19 protein-coding genes and 2 pseudogenes are annotated in these 22,274 nt (G+C 33.5%); 4 read left to right on the forward strand and 17 right to left on the reverse strand.

The genetic code is table 11. The annotated features are described in order from the left end of the window. Window position 1: 1 nt before the first annotated feature. The 6 genes and pseudogenes from IGB25_RS11825 to IGB25_RS15685 form a co-directional block, all read right to left on the reverse strand. Window positions 2-1,673 (reverse strand): annotated as a pseudogene (locus tag IGB25_RS11825) (formate--tetrahydrofolate ligase). 165 nt (window positions 1,674-1,838) lie between these two features. After that, on the reverse strand, window positions 1,839-2,273 hold the full coding sequence (locus IGB25_RS11830; RefSeq protein ID WP_211065181.1) for a hypothetical protein: 435 nt from the start codon (window positions 2,271-2,273) through the stop codon (window positions 1,839-1,841). A 151-nt stretch (window positions 2,274-2,424) separates the two neighbouring features. Next, a complete protein-coding gene (locus IGB25_RS11835) occupies window positions 2,425-3,288 on the reverse strand; it encodes an aldo/keto reductase family oxidoreductase (protein WP_211065182.1) in 864 nt (287 codons plus the stop codon). Between the two features lie 63 nt (window positions 3,289-3,351). Next, on the reverse strand, window positions 3,352-4,731 hold the full coding sequence (locus IGB25_RS11840; RefSeq protein ID WP_211065183.1) for a DUF5689 domain-containing protein: 1,380 nt from the start codon (window positions 4,729-4,731) through the stop codon (window positions 3,352-3,354). Between the two features lie 33 nt (window positions 4,732-4,764). Next, complete coding sequence (locus IGB25_RS11845) at window positions 4,765-7,092, reverse strand: TonB-dependent receptor (protein ID WP_371815904.1); 2,328 nt, start codon at window positions 7,090-7,092, stop codon at window positions 4,765-4,767. 14 nt (window positions 7,093-7,106) lie between these two features. Beyond that, on the reverse strand, window positions 7,107-7,619 hold the full coding sequence (locus IGB25_RS15685) for a hypothetical protein (protein ID WP_371815905.1): 513 nt from the start codon (window positions 7,617-7,619) through the stop codon (window positions 7,107-7,109). A 131-nt stretch (window positions 7,620-7,750) separates the two neighbouring features. On the opposite strand from IGB25_RS15685, the gene IGB25_RS11850 reads away from it, so the two are divergent. Continuing rightward, a complete protein-coding gene (locus IGB25_RS11850; protein ID WP_211065184.1) occupies window positions 7,751-8,818 on the forward strand; it encodes an endonuclease/exonuclease/phosphatase family protein in 1,068 nt (355 codons plus the stop codon). 6 nt (window positions 8,819-8,824) lie between these two features. Here IGB25_RS11850 and IGB25_RS11855 read toward each other — a convergent pair whose 3' ends face one another. Together IGB25_RS11855 and IGB25_RS15690 are read right to left on the reverse strand one after the other, a co-directional pair. Further along, window positions 8,825-10,480 (reverse strand): RecQ family ATP-dependent DNA helicase, encoded by a 1,656-nt coding sequence (locus IGB25_RS11855; RefSeq protein WP_371815987.1) that lies wholly within the window; start codon window positions 10,478-10,480, stop codon window positions 8,825-8,827. After that, window positions 10,390-10,947 (reverse strand): annotated as a pseudogene (locus tag IGB25_RS15690) (DEAD/DEAH box helicase). Before IGB25_RS15690 ends, IGB25_RS11855 begins: the two are co-directional and overlap by 91 nt. 145 nt (window positions 10,948-11,092) lie before the next feature. Here IGB25_RS15690 and IGB25_RS11860 point away from each other — a divergent pair. Continuing rightward, a complete protein-coding gene (locus IGB25_RS11860; protein WP_211065185.1) occupies window positions 11,093-11,656 on the forward strand; it encodes a helix-turn-helix domain-containing protein in 564 nt (187 codons plus the stop codon). Window positions 11,657-11,840: 184 nt separating this feature from the next. Here the strand turns inward: IGB25_RS11860 and IGB25_RS15695 are convergent, their stop codons facing one another. From IGB25_RS15695 to ahcY, 6 genes are all read right to left on the reverse strand, one after another. Continuing rightward, window positions 11,841-11,912: a hypothetical protein gene (locus IGB25_RS15695; RefSeq protein WP_371815988.1), complete on the reverse strand. Its 72-nt coding sequence runs from the start codon at window positions 11,910-11,912 to the stop codon at window positions 11,841-11,843. A gap of 218 nt (window positions 11,913-12,130) precedes the next feature. Further along, window positions 12,131-12,835 carry a hypothetical protein gene (locus IGB25_RS11870; RefSeq protein WP_211065186.1) on the reverse strand — a complete coding sequence of 235 codons (705 nt, stop codon included), beginning with the start codon at window positions 12,833-12,835 and terminating at the stop codon, window positions 12,131-12,133. An 83-nt stretch (window positions 12,836-12,918) separates the two neighbouring features. Continuing rightward, window positions 12,919-13,260, reverse strand: coding sequence for a hypothetical protein (locus IGB25_RS11875; protein WP_211065187.1), 342 nt, complete (start codon window positions 13,258-13,260; stop codon window positions 12,919-12,921). A gap of 766 nt (window positions 13,261-14,026) precedes the next feature. Further along, window positions 14,027-14,332: a PIN domain-containing protein gene (locus tag IGB25_RS11880; RefSeq protein WP_211065188.1), complete on the reverse strand. Its 306-nt coding sequence runs from the start codon at window positions 14,330-14,332 to the stop codon at window positions 14,027-14,029. Beyond that, window positions 14,322-14,777: a helix-turn-helix domain-containing protein gene (locus tag IGB25_RS11885; RefSeq protein WP_211065189.1), complete on the reverse strand. Its 456-nt coding sequence runs from the start codon at window positions 14,775-14,777 to the stop codon at window positions 14,322-14,324. Before IGB25_RS11885 ends, IGB25_RS11880 begins: the two co-directional genes overlap by 11 nt. A 240-nt stretch (window positions 14,778-15,017) precedes the next feature. Next, window positions 15,018-16,334, reverse strand: coding sequence for an adenosylhomocysteinase (ahcY, locus tag IGB25_RS11890; RefSeq protein ID WP_211065190.1), 1,317 nt, complete (start codon window positions 16,332-16,334; stop codon window positions 15,018-15,020). Between the two features lie 53 nt (window positions 16,335-16,387). Here ahcY and IGB25_RS11895 point away from each other — a divergent pair, with 53 nt between their 5' ends. Further along, window positions 16,388-17,029, forward strand: coding sequence for a 4'-phosphopantetheinyl transferase superfamily protein (locus IGB25_RS11895; RefSeq protein ID WP_211065191.1), 642 nt, complete (start codon window positions 16,388-16,390; stop codon window positions 17,027-17,029). 40 nt (window positions 17,030-17,069) lie between these two features. On the opposite strand, the gene IGB25_RS11900 is transcribed toward IGB25_RS11895, so the two are convergent. The 3 genes from IGB25_RS11900 to IGB25_RS11910 are packed head-to-tail and all read right to left on the reverse strand — an operon-like array spanning window position 17,070 to window position 20,020. Further along, on the reverse strand, window positions 17,070-17,981 hold the full coding sequence (locus tag IGB25_RS11900) for a geranylgeranylglycerol-phosphate geranylgeranyltransferase (protein ID WP_211065192.1): 912 nt from the start codon (window positions 17,979-17,981) through the stop codon (window positions 17,070-17,072). An 18-nt stretch (window positions 17,982-17,999) separates the two neighbouring features. Further along, entirely contained in the window at window positions 18,000-18,938 is a 939-nt protein-coding gene (locus IGB25_RS11905) for a mevalonate kinase (protein ID WP_211065193.1), read from the reverse strand. Between the two features lie 11 nt (window positions 18,939-18,949). Further along, on the reverse strand, window positions 18,950-20,020 hold the full coding sequence (locus IGB25_RS11910) for a diphosphomevalonate/mevalonate 3,5-bisphosphate decarboxylase family protein (RefSeq protein WP_211065194.1): 1,071 nt from the start codon (window positions 20,018-20,020) through the stop codon (window positions 18,950-18,952). Between the two features lie 173 nt (window positions 20,021-20,193). Between IGB25_RS11910 and IGB25_RS11915 the strand changes: the two genes are divergently transcribed. After that, a complete protein-coding gene (locus IGB25_RS11915; RefSeq protein WP_211065195.1) occupies window positions 20,194-22,206 on the forward strand; it encodes a thioredoxin domain-containing protein in 2,013 nt (670 codons plus the stop codon). Window positions 22,207-22,274: the final 68 nt, after the last annotated feature.

Genomic DNA, 22,274 nt, shown 5'->3' on the forward strand with positions numbered 1-22,274 from the left:
TTTAAAATAAACCTTTAATATTTCCATTAGCATCTACATCAATTTGTTCTGCTAAGAGGATGAGCAGGAAGTACTGGCATACGCATCATATTCCCTAAAATAGGAATGATAAATCCTGCACCTGATGCTATTTCTATTTCTCGTATTGAAAGGGCTAAATTTTCTGGTCTGCCAATAAGTTTGTCATCATCTGATAGTGATTTTTGGGTTTTAGCCATACAAATCGGCAACTGATTTAAACCTAGATTTTGAATGCGTTTCAAATCCAATTTAGCTTGAGCAGAATATTCGATATTTGAAGCTCCGTAAATGTTTTTTGCAATGATATTTATTTTATCTTCAACAGGTTGTTCCCATTTATACAAAGCTGAAAAATCATTTTTTGAAGTTGTTTCTAAAGTGTCTATAGTTTTTTTTGCCAATTCTAAAGCTCCATTTCCACCGTCAGCCCAAACATTGGCGAGAGCAACTTTTACGCCACACTGCTTTCCAAAATCTTTAATCATTTGAATTTCTTCTTGTGTGTCGGCTGTAAATTGATTAATTGCAATGATAGGTGTGATATTGAATTTCATCACGTTTTCTATATGCTTTTCTAAGTTTGGCAACCCTTTTTTAACAGCATCTGCATCAGGTATGCTGAGTTCTTTTAGACTTTTTCCACCGTGGTATTTTAAGGCTCTAATTGTAGCGGTCAACACAACAACTTCGGGTTTTAAATCAGCACTTTGGCATTTGATATTTAAAAATTTTTCTCCGCCTAAATCAAATCCAAAACCAGCTTCGGCGATGGTATAATCGGCTAGACTCATGCCCATTTTGGTGGCAATAACGGAATTGGTACCTTGAGCAATATTAGCAAAAGGACCACCGTGAATAAGAGCTGGATTGCTTTCAATAGTCTGGACTAAATTTGGCTTAATCGCATCTTTAAGCAATGCTGCCATTGCACCATTGGCTTTTAAGTCTTTAGCGTAAATCGGTGTTTTGTCGTAAGTGAAACCTATAAAAATACGTCCTAATCTTTGTTTTAAATCAGATAAATTGTTGCTTAAGCATAATATCGCCATAATTTCAGAAGTCGCTGTGATGTCAAATCCAGTTTCTCGTGGAACACTCATCGTTGTTCCTCCTAAGCCTACAATAATTTGGCGTAAAGCTCTGTCATTGACATCTAAAACCCGTTTCCATTTTACGGTTCGTGCGTCGATATTAAGATTGTTGGTTTTGCTTTGTATATTGTTGTCAATCATTGCAAGAAGCAAGTTGTTTGCTTTTTCTATTGCAGAAAAGTCACCTGTAAAATGAAGATTGATATCTTCCATTGGTAACACCTGCGATTTGCCACCGCCAGTAGCACCACCTTTTAACCCAAAAACCGGTCCTAATGAAGGTTCGCGTAAAACGACAATACTCGATTTATCGAGTTTTCTTAAACCTTCGTTTAAGCCAATTGAGATGGTGGTTTTGCCTTCACCTGCTGGAGTTGGCGAAATAGCACTGACCAAAATCAATTTACTTTTTGATACCTTTTCGTCATTGATTAAATCAAGCGGGAGTTTTGCCTTATGCTTTCCGTAATGCTCAAGCTGTTCAGGATTGATATCGAGCTTTTTAGCAATATCATCAATGTGTTGAAGTTGAACGGCGTTGGCGATATCTAAATCAGTCATATCTCAAATAATTTTGATTTAAAATTACGCTAAATAAAAAGTTTTGGTAATGATTTTTATCAGTTTGACCTATAAAACAATAAAAATAAAGGCATCATACTAAAATTATGATGCCTGTTAAGATTATTTGTAAGACTTCTCTTATTCTGTTGTGTTAACTGAACTCTATTTACCTTGATTTTGAAACTGTTTTTGGTTATTTTGTCCTTTTTTCATCCTTTTTTCACGTCTCTTTTTTAAGCGTTCTTGGTTTTCATTTTTCAAGGCTATGTATTGTTGATATTGCTCTTCTGATAAAATAGCTTTGACTTCTTGGTTTTGTTTTTGTTTTAAAGTTTGCACTTCTTCATAAGAGTGTTCAGATTTATCTTTTTCGCGATATGCTTCAAGTTCCTTAGCATATTTTAAGTTGATGCTTTTGAGTTGTTTTGTTTGATTATCAGATAAATCGAGACGTTTGCTTTGGTATTTTGTTTGTTTTGTAGCAATATCTTCAGGAGAAGCATTTCTTATCTTTGAGCGTTGAGCTGTTGATTGGCAAGACCAAAGTAAAATTGAAAATAAAGATAAAATTTGAAGTGTTGATTTTAATGTTTTCATGGGATTTATTTTTTTTACAAATTTCAATAAATTATTTCTTTTAACACATTATAAATCTTTCAAATATCAAAATATGTTGCTGAAACATCCATTTATGTTATTGAAGCTGTTTATGAAATTTCTGAAAATGATTTTTTTATAATTTAATAATTCAACTCACTTCATGTCCTCTTGCCGCTTCATATAACACAAACCAATCTTGATGCTTTAATGTAATATCGAGACTGCCTAAAGCCGCTTTGACCCGTTTTGGGTTTGTTGTTCCAATAACAGGATATATTTGGGCTGGATGGTGTAGCAACCAAGCCAAAACCAATTGTGATATTGAACAATTATACTGTTTTGAAAGTTTATTAAGGTTTTGCTTTAAAACAGAATTTTCTCCAAGTTTTAAACTTTCACCTAATGGTGACCACGCCATTGTTGTGATGTTGTTTTGCTGATGATAAAGCAATGTGTCATCATCAATAGGTTGTGTGTGTGTTAGCGAACATTCAATTTGATTCGCTGACACTTCTATGTTTTGACTTATATAATCGATTTGTTGTGGTGTAAAATTAGACACGCCAAAGGCTTTGATTTTGCCTTGTTTTTTGAGTTGAGTGACTGCTTCTAAAATTTCGTTGTTTTGCATCAACGGACTTGACTGATGAAGCAAAAACAAATCGAGATAATCTGTTTTTAAATTTTTAAGCGATTGTTCAGCTTGTTTTATGATGTATGAAGAATCATAATTATAATGCTTTACATAGCTGTCTCGTTCCTCATTAATGAGTTGAATGCCACATTTGCTAATCAGTTGAATTTTATTACGCTGAAGCTCACTTTGCTGAAAGGCTTGTCCAAAGGCTTTTTCTGTAGTATAGTTGCCATAAATATCAGCGTGGTCAAACGTGGTAACGCCTATATCGACATTTTCTGAAATACGCTTTGCCATCTCTGAAGTGTTGAAGTTTTTACCCCAAACACCCCAAGTCATACAACCTTGAATGATTCTTGAAAAATTTAGTTTCATGGTTTAAAAATAAAAAAACCGCCCTGAATAGGACGGCTTATTAAATATATAAATATGTTTTTTTTAGTTACCTGTAATAGTTACATCATCTATATGATAACGAGTTGTTGCATTAGGATCAGAGCTAATGTATCGGAAACCAATCCAAACATTTTCACCTGCACAGCTTATGTTTGTTGGACTGACAGGTTGAAATACTCCAAAACCATTACTAGGGCCACTTGGAATTTCAAGGTCAAGCTGTGTCCATTCAGTAGTTGTTGGATCTCCTGTATAATTGTCTGTAATAAATATTGTTAAGATTTTTCCATTATCATAGTTGGTTTGAATTTGTAGGCTCAAATCTTCTTCAACAGTAGCCGATAGGTCAATTTGTGGCGTGATTAACCAAGCTTCTGAATCAGTCTCACCTGAGTTAAATCCTGAAATTTGTGCATATGAATCACCACTAAATGAACTAATGATATAATCTAAATTACCTCCAGAAACATTTACGTTAGTCCAACCAGTTAGGTTACTGATATTACTTACTTCAAAATCTTCTTCAAAAATGGTTGTACTGCCGCCACTTGGACCATCACAGAATAATAAATCAGGATCACAACGCTCTTGATCAAAATTGATGGTTTCTGGAGTGTTTAAAACAAAAATAAACTTTTCATCAAAAAAGTCTCTAGACAACACACCTGCCATACTTCCAGCTTGAGTCGGTAACGTTAAGTATCTAAAATCTGCAAAAGTGCTTGTACTTACTATAGTTGTATTTCCTGAATCACAACTTTCAAGAACACGCTCACCGTCAAATTCATCTGCAGGCTCAGCAAGAAACGTAAGCGGTTCATCAACTAAGACACTACTTCTAGGGAATTGTACATTATTCAATTGAACATACAAATTTTCTAAATTATCTGAAAAATCAGAGATTGATACTGGTAATGGTACAATTTCAGCGGTTTCAGCGGTTCTTAAAATCACATCTTCAGATTGACTTTCCTGAATTTGTCCAACTCTGTTGCCATCTACTGTTCCTATTGCAGCTACACCATTTGTTATGCCTACCGTTAGACCTTGTAATTTGACATAAATTTTACGTCCAAAGTTGTATTTGGTAAACAAAGGATTGACATTAACTGAAATTCTTATCCCAGCTGTTGGGTTTTCTGGTTTGTCTTGAATGATAAGTTCTTCAAAAAAATTACCAGCTTCATCAGAAGATATGACATATCCTTCTACGTAAATGTTGCTTTCTATAGTAAAATTTTCACCTTGATTTTGTTGGATTGTGCCAAGGATAGATCCGATAGTGACCAATTCGCCATCTATTTCAGGATCTGTTACGGTTACATCAGGTATATCAAAATCATCATCTTCAACACATGAGGTTGTCATCAACCCAAGGGCTAAGATAAATAAAAACGTAAGTTTAAAAGAAATTGTTTTCATCGTTGTATTATTAATTTGTTCTTTATATAAAATTTAAAATCTAACATATACATTTAAATAGTAAGTTGTGCCTCTTCCAAAAAAATAGCGGTTGCCAAATAATGGTTTATCTCGATTAAGGTCTTCGGTACGGTTTTGGTAATTGGCTTTGCGCGATTGTTCAAAACCACCTGTGATGTAATTTTCGCCAAAAATATTGTTAATCACAGCAAAAAAGCCAATATAGTAATCACCAACTTTCCATGATTTTCCACCGATGGCGTTGAATAAGAAATAATCGTCAAATTTTTCTTGTTTCAAAGTTTGTCTGGCAATGTCAGGGTCAAAATTTGCAAACTCTTGATTATCTAAGTCTAATCTAAAGTTTTCTGAATCTACTAAACCACTCGGACTAACATAAGCATTTGAATAGTAGTTTGAAGTAATTCCGATGTTCCAGAAATTAGGATCGCGATATTCAAAACCAAGTTGATAGGCTTGTTGTGATTCACCTGATACTTTAAGGTCTTTCAAAGCAGTTTTACCACTTCCGAATCTGATTTTTTGAGTGCCAAAATCTTGGCTTGTTAAGTATAAATTAGGGTTGCTATCATAGGTATGTTGACCCCAAGCACCAGCAGCTTTAAGCTTTATGGTTGGTGTGACTTGAGCTTCAATTCCTAATTCAGCACCAATGTGTTGGCGATCTATACCTGTCATCACTTCTTGTACAAAAGCACTGGCGTTGTCTGAATTAAAGCCTGTAAGGTCTTCGGTAAAGTAAAAACCGACATTGGTTTCATCTTCTATTTTGGTATAATAACCTGTTAATCTTGCTTGAATTATAGGCGAGCGGTAGATGTAACTCAAATCTGCCGAGGTAGAAATTACTTCTTTAAGGTCTTCAACAACCATATTGTTTTGTCTCGGGTTGCTATAAGAGTTTCTTATCGTTGGTGCTTTTTGAATGTAAGTCGCATTAACATCTAAATAATGACCGCCTTTAACTTTAAAAACACCACCAATTTTAGTCATGAGGTTATCAAAACTAAGTTCTTCACCTTCACCAAAGGATTGTTCACCAGGATAATATCCGTTTTCATATAAACCAGTTCGTTGATAAGTGGTTTGTCCAAATTTACCAGCTACGTAAAAATCCACCCAATCATATTGAAATTGAGCTTGTGCAAAGGCGTTGTATTCTTCAACGTCTATTTCGTAATTATATTTATAACGGTCGCCTTCAACCACTAATCGGTTTGGGTTTCTTAAGTCGGATTGAGCAACATCAACAGCAGAGCCAATAGCTTGCGTGTTTTCATCAGCAAAGAAATCTATATCTAAAAATTGTTGCCCACCGAGTAAATCCGCAACTTCTGCATAGTTTTCACTGTTCAATGAACGGTAATCAACACTGGCGTTTAAAGTTATTCTATCATTAAGTTTAGCGTTCAATACAGAGTTAAACTGTATCAAATCATCGTCAACCAAATCTTCTTTTAAGATGTAGGTGGAGTTGCCACCAAGAATGGCGTTGTTTAAGTTGGCTTCGTAAACGGCATTCCAGTCAAATTGACCATCTTCTAAGAAAGCTTGTTGAGCTGTATATGCGTTTGCGAGGTCTGTTGTTGTAGGATTTGGGTCTTGCAAAAAGTAACTCGGTAGCTTTTGCCAATATACTCGTGAAGGATTTCTGGCACCACCGATGTAGGTATCTTCACCATTTGGTCCTTGAATTCTTCGGGTTCCACCATTATCAATACGGGTTGTTCCCAGAGTTCCAAATTGGTAGCCAACATTGGTGTTTAAGGAAATATTTTCATTGATATCCCAATAGTGGTTTAACATAAATACTGGTTGTTCGATGGTTCTGATTCTTACATTTCGTTTATCTCCATTTTGGTAACCCCATTCTGGGTTGTATCGACGACCTTTCAGGTCTTCAACTTCTTGGGTTATAGCATTAGATAAACCTCTTCGATTTGGAGTATAAAAGCCAGTAAAGTTTAAACTGTGTTTGTCATTGATTTGTTTTTCTACCGAAGCAGAAAATGAATTGGCATCGTAAAGCGTAGCATCTTGAAAACCTTCCTCGCCAAAACGTCTAGACATTAATACGGAGTAAGACCAGCCGTTAGACAATATGCCAGAGTTATAGCTTCCCATAACTCTGCCTTGATAAGAACGGTTTGAAGACGCAAAAGACACACGTCCGCCTTTGCGTTGACCAGAAGCTCTCATATCAATATTGGTTGTTCCAGCAAGATCACCAAATTGAAATTCATTAGCATGAGTATTCATACTTAGTGTTCGATTTCTTTGGATATCATTTAAGCCACCCCATTGCGTCCATTGTGGTCTTCCGGTTGAAAATTTATTCATTTCCATTCCATTAATCAGGACTTTACCACGGGCGTTGTCATAACCACGCGGATTAAAAAATGTCGCACTAAAATCATAGGCCACGCTGCTCTTAAAAACACATCACGTGTAGATTGGAGTAAACCAGAGACATTGAATAAAACATTGTCATCGCTAGCCAATTCGTTGTCTGATAAACTGATTATGCCTGTTTGCTCTGACTCTTCACTAATATCTACTTTTATGTATAAAGTGCCTAAGTCTAAAGTTTCGCCTTCGTTAATAATGATAGGATATCGTTTAGACACATAGCCTTCTTTATCGACTAACAGCATTTGTTCGCCAAGTGGTAATTCTGAACCTTGTAAGTTAAAAACACCTTTGTTGTTGGTTTTGACACTCAGTAATGTCCCTTCTATGCTTAATTCTACATCAGGAATAGGTTGCTCATCAACGTCTTGAACAATAATACCAGTTACACTTGTTTGCTGGCTAAAAACTAAACTAGAAAAAAGTAGAAATAAAGAGAGAAAAATTGATTTATTCATTGGTTGAAAAATTATATGAGTCTAACCTCTTTAAGAAATTATTATGTTTTGACTGCAAATGTATTTAATATTTATTTATTCCCTATTTTTGAACCATAAAAATTAAAAAATTTACAATTAAATAATATTACATGAAAACAATTTTAGATTTAAGACTGCTTACATTAGCATTGCTCATAGCCTTTAGTGCAAGATCTCAAGATAAAAAATACAGGATATTAACTGTGGCATTTTATAATCAAGAAAACTTATTTGACATAGAAGATGATCCAAATAAACTAGATGAGCGTTCACCAATTATGGAAATGGATTCGACGGCTCGACCTGATGTTTATAAAAAGAAAATTGCCAATATGGCAAAAGTTATTTCTAAAATTGGAACGGATTTTGCTGGAGTGCCACCAGCTATAATTGGGGTTTGTGAGGTTGAAAATGATGATGTGCTTCTCGACTTGGTCAATCATCCGCGATTACGTCCATTTAATTATGGTGTGATTCATTATGATCTGCCTGATGAAAGAAGTATCGATACAGGTTTACTCTACCAAAAATCACAGTTTATTCCTACAAATTCTGTGGCTCATGAAGTCAAAATATTTTATGGAATAGATAAAAGTAAGCGTAACTATACCCGCGATGTGCTTGTTGTATCTGGAAAATTAAGAGGAGAAGATTTTCATTTTATTGTCAACCACTGGCCATCTAGAAGTGGCGGGCAAAAGCGTTCTGAGCCAGGAAGACTTACTGTCGCCAAAGTTACTAAAAAAGCCATTGACTCTTTACAAGCTATAGATCCTTACGCTAAAATTATGGTCATGGGTGATTTTAATGATGGACCATATAACAAAAGTATTGCTGAAGTTATCGGTGCTAAATTTAACAAAGAAGAAGTTGGCTTTAAAGAATTTTATAATCCTTATGAAGAAATTCGTAAAAAAGGTGGTGGCACAATCGCCTATCGTGGCAGTTGGGATATTTTTGATCAAATTTTCTTTAGCGAGCCTTTGCTCAATAGTGAAGATTATTCTGAATTTAGATATTATAAATCTGGTGTTTTTGCACCAACATTTTTGCAAACTCCTAAAGGTCGATGGAAAGGTTATCCTTATAGAAGTTTTGCTGGTGGGTTTACTGGAGGCTACAGTGACCACTTTCCAGTATTTGTGTATTTGATTAGAGAGATTGAGGAAGATAAGTAATAAGCATTAATTTATTTCGCTTTCAATTTCACCCAAATACAAGCCCATCTTAATTTTCCAATACGGCATTTTTTCTTCAAAATACTCGTAATAGGGTTTGAGTGCTTCTTCTTCTAAGTTTAATTCTGTTTTGGCTTTCAAAATGCTTTCAACTTCTGTTTTGTCGATATATTGCCACAGGTCAATCGGTTTTTCTGCTTGGTGCAAACGGGTCAAATGGTTGTAAATGGTTTCTTCTTTGAGCTCTCTTTTTTTAGCAATGTCTTTTACAGAATGTTCCTTTTCAAGTAAATTAAAAGTTTCGATATGAGTTGAATTCAAACCTTTAGTCTGTTTAGATTTTGATTTTTTTTGCTTTTGGTATTTTTTGATTACTGCTAAAAACCGTTGTCCGTATTTTTTGTTTTTAGCTTCACCAACACCACTGACTTGTAAAAAATCTTTTCCGTCTTGAGGTAATTGCTTTTCCATATCTTTTAGACTGGCATCGCTAAACACCACATAAGCTGGCACTTGCTCTTCTTGGGCAATTTGTTTTCGCAACTGTCGCAATTCATCAAATAAACCTGATGAATGTTGTTGAGGTAAATCGGTAACTTCTTGTGGTTTGGGTTGAGTTTGTAATCTTGCCAGTTTCACTTTTTGACCTTCAAACAGTATTTTTTTAGCCAGAGGTGTCAATAGCAATCGTCCTTTTTCGTGAAAGCGAATTTCAAGAATTCCTTGATTTATCATTTGGATGATGTATTGTTGAAGGTCTAACCAAGGCACATCTCTGGCTACGCCATAAGTTTTGATGTTTTGATAAGCTTTGTCATAAACCTGAGCATTTCTTGAGCCTCGCAACACATCAATTAACATAGTTATGGGCTCTTTTTGTTTGAGTCGATATACTGCTGAACAAACTTTTTGAGCTAAAATAGTGCCGTCAAAAAATTGGGGTGGCGTTTTGCAATTATCACAATTTCCACAATCTTCAGAGGTATGCTCGCCAAAATAATTCAATAATGTAATTCGCCGACAATTCAAAGCCTCAGCAAATTGTCGCATGCGTTCAAGTTTTGCCAACTGAACTTCTTGATTTGCAGACTCATCAACAAATTTTCTGAGTTTTACAACGTCGGAATAACTGTAAAAAAGCAACGTATGAGCTGGCAAACCATCGCGACCACTTCGACCAATTTCTTGGTAATAACTTTCTATATTTTTGGGCATATTGTAGTGAATCACCCAACGCACATTGCTTTTATCAATGCCCATTCCAAAGGCGATGGTAGCCACGATAATCGGTGTGCGGTCGTTGACAAAATCATCCTGAATTTGACTGCGTTCATCAGAGTCTAAACCTGCGTGATAGGCTTGTGCATCATAACCGTAATTGACCAAATTATCAGCTAAACTTTCTGTGCCTTTTCGGCTTAAACAATAAATAATACCACTTTCATCAGGTTTGTTTTTTAAAAACTCTAAAATTTGTGGTAAACGTTTGGTGCCTGGTCTGACTTCTAAATACAGGTTTGCTCTATCAAAAGATGCTAAGTGTTTTTGGGCTGTTGTGATGTTCAGCTGATTTAAAATATCATCTTGTGTTGCCGTATCGGCAGTAGCCGTAAAAGCAAAGCAATTGGAATGTTTGGATATTTCTCTTTTAGCTGACTTAATTCTTGATAAGCTGGTCTAAAATCGTGACCCCAAGCCGAAATGCAATGGGCTTCGTCTATGGCGAAAAGGCTAATTTGGGTTTCCTTGAGATGTGGTATTAATAGTTTTAAACTTTCGGGTGCGACATATAATAGTTTGATTTTTTGTTGATGTAAATCATTTAACACCTGATTTTGAACCTCAATAGGTCATGAGCTGTTGTAGTAATTTGCAGAAATTCCGTTGGCTCGCAAGGCATCTACTTGGTCTTTCATCAAGGCGATAAGTGGCGAAACCACAATTGCAGTGCCATCAAGCATCAAAGCTGGCAATTGAAAACACAAAGATTTACCACCACCTGTTGGCATAATAGCAAGAACATCTTTACGCTCTATTAAATCTTGAATAATAGCTTCTTGATTGGGGCGAAAACTATCATAACCGAAATATTTTTTGAGTAAATTTAAAGATGTTGTTCTTGTTTGCATTTTGTAAAAATAAAATTTTTTTTGCAAATCTATTGTGCAATTTCCAAAGCTAAGGCAAAAATGTCGCTAACTTGTCGGTTTAAAACTGTAAGAGTTATGAGCAAATAAATGCTAATTTTGGATAAATAAAAACATCCTACAATTTATGAAAAATATAGGACAAAAAATCAAAAGCATTCGTAACCAAAAAGGACTTTCACAAGAAGAACCTGCCGACCGAGCAAAAGTTAATTTAAGAACCATTCAACGCATAGAAAATGCCGAGAGCGAACCACGCGGTAAAACCCTGCAATTAATCTGTAATGTTCTGGAGGTCAATATTGAAGATATTTTAGATTATGGGAAACAAACCAATCATAATTTCTTAGTCGTTTTTCATTTGTCTGTTTTGAGTTTTCTTGTTATTCCTATGGGGAATATTATTCTTCCTCTCATACTGTGGATGAATAAAAAAGATAAAATTATCGGACTTCACACTATAGGAGCCAATCTATTAAACTTTCAGATGGTTTGGACTGTTGTTTCTTTTTTATCAATCATAACATTTGCTCTATTCAAAATTTTGCATTACGGAAATTATGAGTATTTCTTTTACGTATTTGCAGGGCTTTATGTTTTGAACATAGTTTTACCTATAATTTTTGCAGTCAAAGCCAATAAAGGGCAAACCCAAATATATTATCCTAAATTGATAAAGTTTGTGAAGTAGATTGATTTATAATAAGTAATTGCCACGAATGCACTAATGAATTCAAAACTGATTAGTTACATGCTTCAAAAATAAATAATAGACTTTTAAACCAAAATAATAATGTAACACTAAAAAACCTCACAGGTCTCGAAGACCTGTGAGGTTTAAATTTGATTTTTCTTACTTGTTGTTTTATAAACTTTTAATACCTATAATACTCAGGCTTAAATGGTCCATCAACATCAACGCCAATATAATCGGCTAATTGGGACAATATGTTCGTTAAAAAAAGTTCTTAAGTAAGGTATTGAACCGTATTTAGTGCAAACTAACAAACAGATTTGACTAAACTAAAAACTTGAGCCCCCGAACTATTAAGTGCATAGAAAATGAAAATATCTATAAATAAGTGAGAAATGTTGGATCGCATTTTCTTAAAGTCACATGAACAAAATTCCAATATACTTAATTTAGCCACAATTTTATCTTACATTACAAAAAAGATGGTTTAATTTTAGTAATTTTAGTACAATTGGTAGAATTAAAATCATTTGATTCCAATTTAGAGATTTGTTCGGATGTTGCGTTTTCAACATGAATGAGCTTTGTTAATTTTTTTTCATTTTTATCGTAAACTTTCGATACACCATAAGGGAACATTTGTTTTGCAAAGAGAGCAGGTTGAATTTTCCAATCCAAAGTGCTATCGATAACTACAATAAAATTACCATCCTCGTGAACGTATGCACTTTCTGTAGGTTTGAGCTTGAACATATCGGGTTTTTGCATTTTTTTGAAGTTGACAGGTTCAAATTCGTAACATTCATCAGATGACACATCTTTCTTGAAATTTCCTTGTCGATAAGAGATCACGAAATTTTGATCCTCAATATTCACTGATATACCGGGATTGAGATTGGGAAAAGTATAACCATCTAAGAGAAGAACATTAGAGTTTGCTATAAAATCTCTTTGAATATTATCAAATGCAGATTTAGCGATTTTTTCTTCTAAAGAAATATCTGTTCCCAAATCATTTGTAATAATTGTCTTGTATGAAAAGAATGAAGGCACAAACTTTTTTGAATCATGCTTGGAATTTTGTAGAGAAGAATCTTGGGGAAATAAAGAAAGTTGATTAAGTAATAAAAACACAATTACTAAACCACTATTAAAATTTAATTTTTTAGTTTTCATAATATTCATCTTAAAATTATCTAACTTAAGAAAAACAGAGCCATTCTAAACGTAGAGTGGCTTTTAAAATAGCAATACTATCTTCAATTATTGATTATAGCTTGATTGATTTCTTTAACAAGAAACTGTTCAAAATCACGTTTATTATTAACATCCACATCATAGATGACCGGCAATTCATTAATTGTACCATCACTATTAGACCTCAATTCTATATCAAAATCAACCGAGCCCGAGCAAGAACCACTGAAAGTTAAATTTCCACGTACTCTAGTGACCTTATTATCAAAAATGCTATAACTAACTGTAATATCATAAGTCATAGTGCAATCACTAATAGTTACTGACCCATTTAATTTGATGTCAATAAAATATAGCATGTCTGTGGCTAATAGTTTTTCTCCAAACGAACAGTCGTTTACCACATAGCCGTCTGTACTTTCTGCAACTGAATTCAGCTCGCTAACAGCATGATTGGATGTCTATACTCCAAAAAATAATACTACAATAATTTTTGAAAAATTTTTCATGATAATTAAATTTTAAAGTTGAACATAACCAAAATTACAACTTGTATTTTTTTGTTTTGTTAAATATAAGTTAATCATTGTTGTTCGATAAACATCGTTGGGTAAAATAAGACTTAAAACCTTTTTGATAATGGGTTGACCGCTAAAATTTTTACTTTTGTTCACATGTAAGTTTTGTGGAAAAACTAAGATAAAAATAAGTGGAAAATCCTATATAGGAAATCCCGCTTTTAAAAAATGTTTATCGGACACTACTGATTATGAATATTTCTTTTTTATTTTTATAGGTCTTTATGTACTAAATATGGCTTTACCAGTAATTTTTGCAGTCAAAACAAATAAAGGCAAAACGAACTTAAATTATCCTAAGTTGATAAAGCTGGTGAAGTAAATTGAAATGATTTACAACTGAGAATGTAAAAAATCGGCAGTATTTTTTAGATTTCTTTTTCTCAATATGTCTAATACTTCATATTCATCAAGATTAGGGTTCTTTTTGTTAAAGACCATTTCTCTAAAAGCCTCGACAGATTGTTTTATATTAAGATCGATTAAATCTGTGCAAAAATCGTCTGCAGATTTAGCCTTTAAACCAAAGGATGCTAAATATGAATTCGGAAAGTGCTTTAGGTTATTTGTAACAATTACATTTGCATTAGTTTTAATGGCGTGCAGCTAAAACATGGCAATCATCTTTGTCAGGAAGTGATAAGGCATTTATCAAGCCTGAATAGTTTTTAACAAATGCATACGGAAAAGCTAAATTTGCTTTTCTAATTCTTTTATTAGCCTCTTTCTCTGAAATATTTTTTCTAAACATAACACTTTTCCATTCGTCAAAAATGTGTTTACTCCATTTGGGTGTGAACAAATCATAATAAGCGAACCAAAAAAGCAAATCTCTCACTTCTAAGGGATAAACAACATTTGTGTCTAATACGGCAATAAATTTCACACTATGAATCATACAATTCTGATTCTTCATCAGACTGCATAATATCGATGATGTGTTGTTTTTGGTTTGCTTTCATTTGTATCTTATAGTCCATTACATCTTCAAATTTTAGCCTACGATGTTTGCCGACTTTTGTATAGTTGAGTTCTCCTTTCTCTAATAGTTTCACTAAATGGGGTCTTGAACAACCCAAAACTTCCGCCGCTTTTTGTGTAGAGACTTCTGTGGCTGAAGGCACTAAAGAGAATGCTTTACCTTCGCTCATAGTCTTCAAAATGTTCCCTAATAATTTTAAAGCATTTAAGGGCAACTTAATTTTTTCTTCAGTCTCTTCTATTTCAATGATAGGATGTTCTGTTTTAATTTTATTAATAACAGAAATTAAAGTATCATAAGAAGAGAAAGCAATTTTTTGTTCGTCTTTGCTTGGTTTATTTATAGTCTTAAACAGTTCCATTTCGGATTTGATTTAAATCAAAAATAAACGAAATAAACGAAACAAGCAAAACAAAATAGGAATTTATTTTAAATTTACCACGAATGCACTAATGAATTCAAAATTGATTAGTTAGATTCTTAAAAAAATGAATAATAGACTTTTAAACTAAAATAATAATGTAACACTAAAAAACCTCACAGGTCTCGAAGACTTGTGAGGTTTAAATTTGATTTTCCTTACTTGTTGTTTTATAAACTTTTAATACCTATAATACTCAGGCTTAAATGGTCCATCAACATCAACGCCAATATAATCGGCTTGGTCTTTTTTGAGTTTTGTAAGCTCTGCACCAACACGACTTAAGTGCAATTCTGCAACTTTTTCGTCGAGATGTTTGGGAAGCATATAGACTTCATTTTTGTATTTATCTTCGTTCTCCCATAACTCTATTTGAGCCAAAGTTTGATTGGTAAACGAGTTACTCATCACAAAACTTGGATGACCTGTAGCACAACCTAAATTGACTAATCGACCTTCAGCCAATAGAATAATGTCTTTGCCATCAATAGTATATTTATCAACCTGTGGTTTGATTTCTACCTTAGGACCATCGCTATTTTGTTTTAACCAAGCCACATCAATTTCGTTATCAAAATGCCCAATGTTGCAGACGATAGCTTTGTCTTTCATGGCTTTAAAATGTTCGCCACGCACAATATCTTTGTTTCCTGTTGTGGTAATCACAATGTCAGCTTTGTGCAATACGTTTTCTAAACGCTTGACTTCAAAGCCATCCATAGCGGCTTGTAAAGCACAAATTGGGTCGATTTCAGTAATGGTTACAATTGAACCTGCACCTTTAAAAGAGGTCGCTGTGCCTTTACCAACATCGCCATAACCACAAACCACAACTTGTTTTCCAGCCAACATAAGGTCAGTTGCACGACGAATAGCATCAACTGCAGATTCACGACAACCGTATTTATTGTCAAATTTAGATTTTGTTACACTATCATTGACGTTGATGGCAGGCATTGGTAAAGTGCCATTTTTCATACGTTCGTACAAACGGTGAACGCCTGTGGTAGTTTCTTCAGAAAGACCTTTGATGCCTTCGGCTAGTTCGGGAAATTGATCTAAAACCATATTGGTTAAATCGCCACCATCGTCTAAAATTAGATTTAACGGTTGGCGCTCTTCGCCAAAAAATAAAGTTTGTTCGATACACCAGTTAAATTCTTCTTCGGTCATACCTTTCCAGGCATAAACTGCTATTCCAGCATCGGCAATGGCTGCTGCAGCGTGATCTTGTGTAGAGAAAATATTACAAGAGCTCCAAGTGACTTCAGCACCGAGTTCCACTAATGTTTCAATCAATACTGCCGTTTGAATGGTCATATGAAGACAACCAGCAATTCTTGCACCTTTCAAAGGTTTTTTAGCACCGCACTCTTCTCTTAGTGACATTAAGCCTGGCATTTCTGCTTCGGCTAATTCAATTTCTCGGCGACCCCATTCGGCCAGTGAAATATCTTTTACTTTATAAGGAATGTAATTCGTTGTTTTTGAACTCATCTTGTATATTTGTTTAAAATTTTGGCAAAATTAAACATAATCTTTATAAAACTATGCCCGTTTACAAAACAATAACAATAGATGAAACTTCAAAACTTCAAATCTGGAAAGTTGAAGAAACTTTAGAAGAACTCTCAAAAGGTATTGAACTTTCAGCCTATTGTCAGCGACGTTTTGATGCCATGAAATCTGATATACACAGACGGGCATTTATTAGCATCAGGCATTTGCTCAAAAATTTTGGATATACTGATTTTGATCTGGACTATGACGACAATGGCAAACCTCATCTCAAAGATGGCAAACATATTTCAATTTCTCATTCATACCAATTTACGACGGTCATCGTGAGTGATAGGAAAGTTGGCGTTGATATAGAAAAGCAACGCGAAAAAATAAAACGTATAGCTCCAAAATTCACACCAATAGAAGAATACCGTTCATTAGGTCAGCGAGATTTAATAAAAAAACTAACCATAGTTTGGGGTGCAAAAGAAGCTTTGTATAAATTGTTTGGAAAGCAAGGATTGTTGTTTCTGCACGATATTTATGTAGTCGATTTTGATTTTAAAACGTCAACAACTGATGCTGAAGTGACATATCACGGTTTAAAAAAACATTACCACTTAAATTTTTTTGAAATTGAAGATTTTATATGCGTTTATGCTATTGAGCCTAAGACAAAAAACATTTAATTGTTATGACCAACCTATCAGTTAACTAAAACACAGGGTTTTAAAAATTAATAATTTTCTTTAAAACCAAATCCACATCAATAAGTAAAATGCTAAAAACACCAACAACTATGACCAGTTTAAGCAAATTGTGGATAAGGGTAAATTGAAGTTTTTGGTTAGAGTTCCAAATTAATAGAAATAAAATTACAAAACCGATTAAACTGACATAAAAATAGTAGTCCATATAGCCCAAATCAAAGTATTTTATGAGCAATAGATTACTTATCAGGGCTAAACCAATGAGAATACTCAATATTATTTTTGTAGTTTTTTCTCCATATTTTACGGGTAAAGTTTTGTAATCCAGAGCAAAATCGCCACTTAAGTTTTCTAAATCTTTTACTATTTCTCTGATTAAAATGAGTAAAAACAAAAATATAGCATGAAAAAAAATCACTTTCTCAAAATTTTTAAAATACACAAAAACCGCAAAAAAAGGGGTTATAGCTAACAGAGTCGCAATGATATTTCCTAAAAAAGTAATTTTTTTTAGTTTGTGAGAATATATCCAAATCCCAAAAATATAAGCTGAAAAAAAAATTACTGCCCTAAAAGAGACATAACTGGCCAGAATAACGCTTAAAAAATTTAAAATAAAATAAACCGAAAGCTTAGTTTGTGGGCTAACGGTATTGTCTATATAGGTTTTTAAAGGTTTGTTTATAATATCTTTTTCTGAGTCATAAAAGCTATTTATGATGTAACCTGAAGCTATGACTAAACTTGTACAAAACACAATTAAAAATAAGTTTAAGTCAAATAAAACATCTCTTAAAGAGAGATAGTCTGGAGAAATAATAAATATTGAAGCTAAATATTGTGCCAAGACAATGACTAAGATATTATAACCTCTAACATTAACAAACAAGCCTACAAGTTTATAAACTATGGACTTATTTGAACTGCTCATACCATATGATTGTGTGTATTAAAAGTTGTAAACTACCTCAACTTTATAATCTTTTAAAGTTTTTTTAGCTTTTTCAATATCTTCAGTGAAACCAAGCATATAGCCACCGCCACCAGAACCGCAAAGTTTGAGATAGTAAGCATTGGTCTCTATGCCTTTTTCCCATAAGCTATGAAAATGTTTAGGGATCATAGGTTTAAAATTTTCTAAAACAATTTTTGAAAGTGATTTTACGTTAGAAAACAATGCATTGATATCGCCTTTCAGAAAACTATCTACAGAAGCATCAGTGTGCTTTATAAATTTATCTTTCAACATTTTCCTGAAGCCTTCTTGCTTCATGTTTTCCATAAAAATATTAACCATCGGTGCAGTTTGACCTACTTTGCCCGTATCAAGTAGAAATACGGCACCTTTGCCAACTTTGGTTTGAGATGGAATGCCAGCAGGTTCAATATTATTTTTAGATTTGATAAGAATAGGTAAACTCAAGTAACTATTTAAAGGATCTAAGCCAGAAGATTTACCATGAAAAAAGGCTTCCATTTCAGCAAAAATCTTTTTGAGTTTTTGAAGTTTAGTTTGGTTAAGGTTTTCTAAAATGGTTATTTTTTCTAAAGCGTATTTATCATAAATAGTCGCGACTAAAGCGCCACTACTCCCAACGCCATAACCCTGTGGAATACTACTGTCAAAATACATGCCTTGTCCGATATCGTCTTTCAAACTTTCTAAATCAAATTTTACAGGCGTATCTTTTTTATGATGAATACTTTCTAAATGATTGACATAAGATGATAATTCTCGGTTAGATTTTGTTTTAAGATCAGAATCTAAATCATCGATTTTTAAAGCACCTTTGTAAAAATTGTATGGAATGGATAAGCCTCTAGAGTCTTTAATGATTCCATATTCACCAAATAATAAAATTTTTGAATAAAATAAAGGACCTTTCATAATATATTGGTTTATGATAAAGGTATTACACCTTGACCGATATTATCGCAAATATACTGTTCATTTTGACAATAGCCAATTAAACTTGTATTAATAAATTCTAAAACTCTCTCTTTGTGTGATTTAGGAAATAGCAGATGCACGTTAGCACCCGCATCAAGTGTAAAGCTCAACGGAATTTTGGTGGATTTTCTAAACTCCCAAACCTGTTCAATGATGTTTAAAGTCTTGGGTTTTATTAAAATATAATAAGGTTGGCTACTCATCATCATAGCATGTAAAGATAAAGCTTCATTTTCTGTAATGCTAATAAATTTATCTAAATCACCATTGTTTAGAATTTCTATCAAAGCGGACATGTTTTTATAGGCTTGCTCAAAGCGTGATTTTGCAAAAGGATGGTTTTGCATTAGCTCATGACCTATACTACTGCTGACTTGCTTTTGACCCTTATCTACCAAAAGTATAACATCTTGATAGGTCTTAAAAACATCTGCAATATCAGTATGTGGAATGGCAAATTCATCTTGACTGTTTTCAATGTTTTTATGCTTGCCCCACAACATCATTGGCCCTGAAAGACTTCTTGTAGCACTTCCTGAACCTAACCTAGCAACAAAAGATGTTTTTTGAACATCTAAATTTTCGGTTTCATTTTCAGAAAGCAATTGTTCAAGCCTAACCAAACACGAAGCCAAAGTTGCAAAACCACTTGCAGAAGAAGCAATACCGCTACTGTGCGGGAATGTATTATGAGTTTTTATTTTAAAAAAGTAGGTTTTAAGAAATGAAAAATAAGGCTCAACACGTTCAAAAAACTTTAAAATTTTAGGTTTAAAGTCTTCCCGTATTTTGCCATCAACCAAAACTTCTATATCGAAAGTATTTGTAGGCTTTGTTTTTTTTTTAGCCTCTATAAATGTTTCTGTTTTACAATTTTGAAGCGTAAAACTGATAGATGGATTAGCTGGAATTTGTATTGGATATTTTCCCCAATATTTAATTAAAGCAATATTGCTTGGTGCAGAATAGCCTATGCTAATGTTGTCAATAACTTTTGTAATTTCTTTAGGTTTAAACACTTTCTTAAATTATAACTGCAAAAGTAATTATTTGTAAAAATTAAAGTGGATGGTTTGAGTTTTAAATTTTTTTAAGTATTTTAAAATTAGAAAAAAGCAAAACGATAACAAAAGTAAGCTTAAAATCACTCTATATTATTTACATTTGGGTTGATTTTTCCATTTATTATACTATGCTCAAAAACACGCTTTCTCAATCTTCAAATCCTTATTTGCTTCAACACAAAGATAATCCTGTACATTGGCAAGAATGGAATGAGCAAACACTTCAATTGGCTAAAGATCAAAACAAATGTTTGTTGATAAGCATAGGTTACTCAGCTTGTCATTGGTGTCATGTGATGGCTCATGAGTGTTTTGAAAGTGAAGAAGTGGCAACTTTGATGAACACCTATTTTATCAACGTAAAAATAGACCGAGAAGAGCGACCTGACATTGATCAAATTTATATGGATGCTGCACAAATCCTAACGGGTCGTGGTGGTTGGCCACTTAATGTTTTTGCACTACCTGATGGCAGACCTTTTTATGCAGGAACTTATTTTCCTAAGGACAGCTGGATAAAAATTTTAAGAAATATTGCTGAAGCCTATAAAAAGCAACCCGAAACCTTGATTAAAACCGCCAAAAGATTAACTGATAGCATTGATAGTATAGATATTTTTGACACCCAAGTTTCAACTGAAAATCATTCGGAAGATGAATTGTTAAAATCTTATAAATCTTGGTATCAACATATTGATTTTGAAAAAGGTGGAATCAATAAGTCCCCAAAATTTCCCATGCCTGTCGTTTGGGATAGTTTACTAGAATATTTTGTAACCTACAAAGATGAACAAGCTTTAAAGGTTATTGATTTAACTTTAAATCAAATGTTGGAAGGTGGCATCTATGATTGGGTTGGTGGTGGTTTTTCACGTTATAGTGTAGATGAAAATTGGTTTGCACCACATTTTGAAAAAATGCTTTACGACAATGCCCAATTGATTAGCCTCTATGCTGATGTTTATAAAGTTTCACACAATCAAGACTACAAAAAATGTATAGAAGAAACTATCTGGTTTTTGAATGCAGATTTAAAAAGTAATCATCTCGGTTATTATTCCGCTCTTGATGCTGATTCAGATGATGAAGAAGGCTTATTTTACACTTGGACGTTTCAGGAATTAAAGCAAATTTTAAACGGAGATGAATTTAAACTCGCCGAAAGCTTTTTTGGGCTTGAGCCTAACGGAAATTGGGAAAACCAAAGAAATATTTTAGCCCAAAAATTACCTTTACAAAAATTGGCTGATACATTTAAAATTTCATCTGAGCAAGCCACCAAGCAGTTATCAGATATTAAAACCAAACTTAAAATTGAAAGAAGTAGGCGTAAAAAACCTGGTTTAGACAACAAGTTAATAACAGCTCATAACGCCTTGATGGTTAAGGGTTTAATTAAATCTTACCAAGCCTTGTCAGACGAAACGTATAAAGAATTAGCTTTTGACCTTATGCAGAATCTTATTAAAAAAAGTATTACTAATTCCTCTTCTGTAAATCGTTTGATGGATAACGCTACACCAATAGGATTTTTAGACGACTATGCTTTTTTTATAGAAGCCTTATTGTATAGCTATGAGATCAGTTTTGAAATACGATATTTAAAAATTGCAGAAAACTTAGTAGAATTTTGCTACAACAATTTTTTTGACCAAGACCAACATCTTTTTTATTACACCGAAAAATCAACACAACTCATCGCTCGAAAAATAGAATCTATCGACAACGTTATACCATCTTCAAATGCTGTGATGGCCGAAAATCTATGGCGACTTGGGCATATGCTATACAATGAAAAGTATATTGAAACTGCCAAGCAAATGCTTCAAAAAGTCAAACCATTGAATAAAAAATACAAGCTTTATTTTGCTCGTTGGCACAAGCTCAATATTGCTATTCATAAAGGTCAAATTGATGTTGCTATAACTGGTCCTGATGCTTTAGAAAACCTTAGTAAAATACAACAACACTATTGGCCATTTTGTAATTTTTGTGGTGGCTTAACTGAAAATTTACCTCTGCTTCAACACAAAGTTAAATCACATCTAAATCAAATTTTTATTTGTCAAAACAAAACTTGCTCCAATGCTTTTAATAATGCTGAGAAAAGTATAGAAGCTTTAAGAAAATGCTATCGATAGATAAAAAATAATGTTCATTTGATAAATACTTGTAATCCATAGTAAAAGCTGATAGATGAAAGCTTTAA

The organism is Flavobacterium sp. CS20 (genome assembly GCF_018080005.1).
Lineage (GTDB): Bacteria > Bacteroidota > Bacteroidia > Flavobacteriales > Flavobacteriaceae > Psychroflexus.